Here is a 5,408-nt window from a genome sequence, read left to right as displayed (position 1 = left end):
GCACGGCGTCGAAGGACGTGACGGAACCGTCTTCGGCGGTGGCCGTGACCTTGAGGGTCTTCGGCGTGGTGCCGTCGTTCAGGGCGGTGACGCCCTCAACTGCGTAGGTTTCCGTACCGGTCAGGCCCAGGCTGGCGGCGTTCTGGCCGGCCGGGTACTGCAGCGGGAGGACACCCATGCCGATCAGGTTGGAGCGGTGGATGCGCTCGTAGCTCTCGGCAACGACAGCCTTGACGCCCAGCAGGGCAGTGCCCTTGGCGGCCCAGTCACGGGACGAACCCGAGCCGTACTCCTTGCCGGCCAGGACCACCAGCGCGGTGCCGGCTGCCTGGTAGTTCTGCGCGGCGTCGTAGACGTAGGCCTGCGGGCCGTCGGCCTGGGTGAAGTCGCGGGTGAAGCCGCCCTCCACGCCGTCCAGGAGCTGGTTCTTGATGCGGATGTTCGCGAACGTGCCGCGGATCATGACCTCGTGGTTGCCACGGCGTGAGCCGTAGGAGTTGAAGTCCTTGCGCTCCACACCGTTGGCCAGCAGGTACTGGCCGGCCGGGGTGTCCGACTTGAAGGAACCGGCCGGGGAGATGTGGTCCGTGGTGACGGAGTCGCCCAGCTTGAGCAGCACGCGCGCACCGGTGATGTCCTGGACCGGCTCCGGCTGGGCCTTCATGCCCTCGAAGTACGGGGGCTTGCGGACGTACGTGGACTTCTCGTCCCAGGCGAAGGTGTCGCCGGCGGGGGTGTCGAGCGCCTTCCAGCGATCGTCGCCCTCAAAGACGCCTTCGTAGCCGCGGGCGAACATTTCCTTGTCGATCGAGGAATCGATGACCTGCTGGACCTCGACCGGGTTCGGCCAGATGTCCTTCAGGAAGACGTCGTTGCCGGCCTCGTCCTGGCCCAGGGCGTCGTTGTCGAAGTCGAAGTCCATGGAACCGGCCAGGGCGTAGGCGATGACCAGCGGCGGGGAGGCCAGGTAGTTCATCTTCACGTCCGGGTTGATCCGGCCTTCGAAGTTACGGTTGCCGGAGAGCACCGCGGTGACGGAGAGGTCGTTGGCCTGGATGGCCTCGGAGATCTCGGCGTCGAGCGGACCGGAGTTGCCGATGCAGGTGGCGCAGCCATAGCCCACGATGTAGAAGCCGAGCTTCTCCAGGTACGGGGTCAGGCCCGACTTGTTGTAGTAGTCGGTGACCACCTTGGAACCGGGAGCCACGGAGGTCTTGACCCACGGCTTGGACGTCAGGCCCTTGTCGACGGCGTTGCGGGCCAGCAGTGCGGCGGCCAGCATCACGGACGGGTTGGACGTGTTGGTGCAGGAGGTGATCGAGGCGATCGAGACCGCGCCGTGGTCGAGCTCGAACTCGCGTCCGTCCGCGGTCTTGACGCTGACCTTGTTGGACGGGCGGCCGTTGGACTTCGGGCCGTGCGCGTGCGGGGCCACGTCGCTCGGGTGCGACGAAGAGGCGGTGAATGAGGGCGAGTCCGAAGCCGGGAAGCTTTCGTCGATCGCTTCGTCCAGGCTTCCGTCGGCCAGGTCTTCCTTCACGTAGTTGCGCAGGTCCTCGCGGAACTGGGCCTTGGATTCCGTGAGGATGATGCGGTCCTGCGGGCGCTTCGGGCCGGAGATCGACGGAACAACCGTGGACAGGTCCAGTTCGAGGTACTCGGAGAACTTGATCTCGCGGGAGGGGTCGTGCCAGAGGCCCTGTTCCTTCGCGTACGACTCCACGAGCGCGACGTTCTCGTCGGACCGGCCGGTGAGGCGCAGGTAGTCGAGGGTGACGTCGTCGATCGGGAACATCGCGGCGGTGGAGCCGAACTCAGGGCTCATGTTGCCGATCGTTGCACGGTTGGCCAGCGGCACAGCCGCGACGCCTTCACCGTAGAACTCGACGAACTTGCCGACCACACCGTGCTTGCGCAGCTGCTCGGTGATGGTCAGGACGACGTCGGTGGCGGTGGCGCCGGCCGGGATGGAGCCGGTGAGCTTGAAGCCCACGACGCGCGGGATGAGCATGGACACGGGCTGGCCAAGCATGGCAGCCTCGGCCTCGATGCCGCCAACGCCCCAGCCCAGCACGCCCAGGCCGTTGACCATGGTGGTGTGCGAGTCGGTGCCGACGCAGGTGTCCGGGTAGGCGCGGACAACGCCGTCGACTTCACGGGTCATAACGGTGCGGGCCAGGTACTCGATGTTGACCTGGTGCACAATGCCGGTGCCCGGCGGGACGACCTTGAAGTCGTCAAATGCAGTCTGGCCCCAGCGCAGGAACTGGTAACGCTCCCCGTTGCGCTGGTATTCGATCTCCATATTGCGCTCCAGTGCGCCGGAGTTGCCGAAGGCGTCAATCTGGACCGAGTGGTCAATGACCATTTCGGCCGGTGCCAGCGGGTTGACCCGCTTCGGGTCTCCGCCGAGCTCCTTGACGGCCTCACGCATGGTGGCGAGGTCAACGACGCACGGCACGCCGGTGAAGTCCTGCATGATCACGCGCGCCGGCGTGAACTGGATCTCGGTGTCGGGCTCGGCGCTGGGATCCCAGCCTGCCAGCGCACGGACGTGGTCGGCCGTGATGTTGGCACCGTCCTCGGTCCTCAACAGGTTTTCAAGCAATACCTTGAGGCTGAACGGAAGGTTTTCTGCACCTTCGACGGAGTTCAACCGGAAAATTTCATATTCGGTTCCGGCTACATTAAGTTTGCCTTTTGAACCGAAGCTGTCCACAATGCTCATCGCAGGACTCCTCTCGCAACAGTTTCATCTTTGTCGCGCTACTGGACCCTTGCTAGTTAGGTCGGCCTAACTAATACAGGCATCGGTACATCATGGTACGCAATGCAGGTAAGAACGCAGGGAACGGCCGCTAAATCAACGCAGGTGGTTAATTCAACGCCAGTACTCAATTAACCACTGATGATGGAGCGCGACGACGGACTACTACGCCCATCCTAGTGGCATCACGGTTGAGGAGTCAGCAACGCCACAGTCTCCATGTGGTGGGTATGCGGGTACAGGTCGAAGGCACGCAGCCCGGCCAGGCCCCAGCCGCCCTGCCGGAAATAGCCCAGGTCGCGGGCGAATGAGGCCGGGTCGCAGGAGACGTAGGCGACGGCCCGGGGACCGGCGTCCATCAACTGTTTGACTACCGCCTTGCCGGCACCTGCGCGTGGCGGGTCCAGGATCAGGGCGTCGAAGTTGCGGGGTTTCTGCCGCAGCACGCGCTCCACACGGCCCTGGACGATCTCGACCTGGGCGGCGTCGTGCAGGTTCTTGCGTGCATCGCGGCTGGTTCCGGGTGCTCCCTCGACCGAGAGCACGGATCCGGTCACGCCCACGGCATCGGCCAGCGGTGCCGTGAACAGCCCGGCCCCGGCGTACAGGTCCGCCACCACCGAGCCCGGCGCGAGGTAGCCGCCGTCGTGCAGGAAGCCGGTGACGGCGCCGACGAGTGTCTCTGGGGCATCCCGGTGGATCTGCCAGAAGCCGTCGCCGGTAACCCGGTACTCGTGGCCCGCGGCGGACTCCTGGACGTAGGTGCGGCCGCGCAACTGCAGCACCTCGCCGGTGGCCGGGTCCAGGCTGGCGACCGAGACGTCGTCGGGCAGCTGGGCCAGGATGCCGCTGAGCCGCTTGGACCGGGTTCCCGGGGCTGGCACTAGCAGCACCAGCGGCCGGGAGCCGTTCGCCGGGGCGGCGACCTCGACCCGGTCGATGCCCTGCAGGTCGATGTCCCAGAGCCGGAGCGCGTTGATCCTGTCCACGGCCAGCGGCATCTCGCGCACGGGCAGGATGGCATCGGAGCGGTGGGCGTGCATGCCGAGCTTGCCGGCCGCCGTCACGGCGAAGCCGGCACGCGTCCGCCAGCCCAGGCCGGACGCGGCCGGCTCCCCCGCACTGCCGGCGTCCTCCGGCGCGCAAGCGGCCGGCTCCCCCGCGGCCGTGCCGACGGCTTCGACTGTGAGCTGCCCCGCCGGCGCAAATTCGACGCCGGCCAGCCGCTTGAGCTGTTCKGCCAGGACCTCGGCTTTGAGGCTGCGCTGGCGCGCCAGGGAGATGTGGCCGAGTTCGGCGCCGCCGACGGGCGGGTGCCGGTGCGACCAGGAGCGCGCGGAATCGGCGAGGTCCCAGAAGTGCGGCACCCGGTCCGGGGAGGGCTCCAGTACCTCCACCACATCGGCGCGCCAGAATTTCGCGGCCGGGCCGTCGTCAGTGAGCCGGACACGGACCTTTTCGCCGGGAATCCCGTGCCGGACGAAGATGACGCGTCCCTCGTGCCGGGCAACGCAGTGCCCGCCGTGGGCGACGGGTCCGACGTCGAGCGTCAGTTCGGTGCGGGTATCGGTATGGGCGTGCGTCCGGGTGTCGTGGGTCATTGGATATCCTGCAGGTTCTTGGCTTCTTCGGACGATTTCAGCTGCCACGGCACGCTACACACCATGACCCCGGGCTCGAAGTGCAGCCGGGTTTTGATGCGCAGCGCGGTCTGGTTGTGGACGAGTTGCTCCCACCATTTGCCCACGACGTACTCCGGGATGTAGACCACGATCAGGTCGCGCGGCGAATCGCGGCGCATGTTCTTGATGTAGTCCATGATCGGGGTCACCGTTTCGCGGAACGGGCTGGCCAGCACGGTTAGGGGTACCGGGATTTCGAGCTTCTCCCAGTCCGCAACTGTCGCCTCGGTTTCCTCGGAGCTGATGTCCACGGTAATGGCGTCCAGCCGCGACGGGCGGGAGGCCCGGGCGTAGGCGAGGGCGCGCAGAACCGGCTTGCGCACGTGCGAGACGAGCAGCACCGCGTGCACCCGGGTGGGTAGGGCGCGCGGCGAGGAGTCCTCGTCGACGGCGAGTTCCTTGGCCACGTTGTCATAGTGCGCCCGGATGCTCCACATGATCAGGAACAGCACGAACATGGCCAGCAGCGCGATCCAGGCGCCCTGCGAGAACTTGGTGATCAGGACGATCACCAGCACCAGGGCGGTCATGCAGAAGCCCACCGTGTTGATGGTCCGGGACTTGATGATGCGCAACCGCACGGCAGGTTCCTTGGAAAGCTTCAGCTCCCGGCCCCAGTGCCGGATCATGCCCAGCTGGCTCATCGTGAAGGAGATGAAGACGCCCACGATGTAGAGCTGGATGAGCTTTGTGACGTCGGCGTTGAAGGCGATGATGAGCACCAGGGCGCCGGCCGCCAGGGCCAGGACGCCGTTGCTGAAGGCCAGCCGGTCGCCACGGGTGCGCAGCTGGCGCGGCAGGTAGCCGTCCTGCGCCAGGATCGAGCCGAGCACCGGAAAACCGTTGAACGCCGTGTTGGAGGCGAACACCAGGATGACGCCGGTGGCGGCCACCACGATATAGAACGGGATGGAGCCCTCACCGAAGACGGTCTGCGCGATCTGGCTGATGGCCGGGTT

At 66.4% G+C, this 5,408-nt stretch carries 3 protein-coding genes; all 3 read right to left on the bottom strand.

Translation table 11 applies throughout. From position 1 onward, the window contains the following. The coding region (locus AC1D1S_RS18885; protein WP_476995183.1) for an aconitate hydratase at positions 1-2,728 on the bottom strand (2,728 nt) is incomplete at its 3' end. A 224-nt stretch (positions 2,729-2,952) separates the two neighbouring features. Then, positions 2,953-4,368 carry a class I SAM-dependent RNA methyltransferase gene (locus AC1D1S_RS18880; RefSeq protein WP_476995182.1) on the bottom strand — a complete coding sequence of 472 codons (1,416 nt, stop codon included), beginning with the start codon at positions 4,366-4,368 and terminating at the stop codon, positions 2,953-2,955. Next, the coding region (locus tag AC1D1S_RS18875; protein ID WP_476995181.1) for an amino acid permease at positions 4,365-5,408 on the bottom strand (1,044 nt) is incomplete at its 5' end. The genes AC1D1S_RS18880 and AC1D1S_RS18875, both read right to left, overlap by 4 nt.

The organism is Arthrobacter sp. P1_A5 (assembly GCF_056406825.1).
The sequence above is the reverse complement of the archived record's forward strand: the minus strand, read 5'-3'. Positions and strand labels throughout refer to the sequence as shown.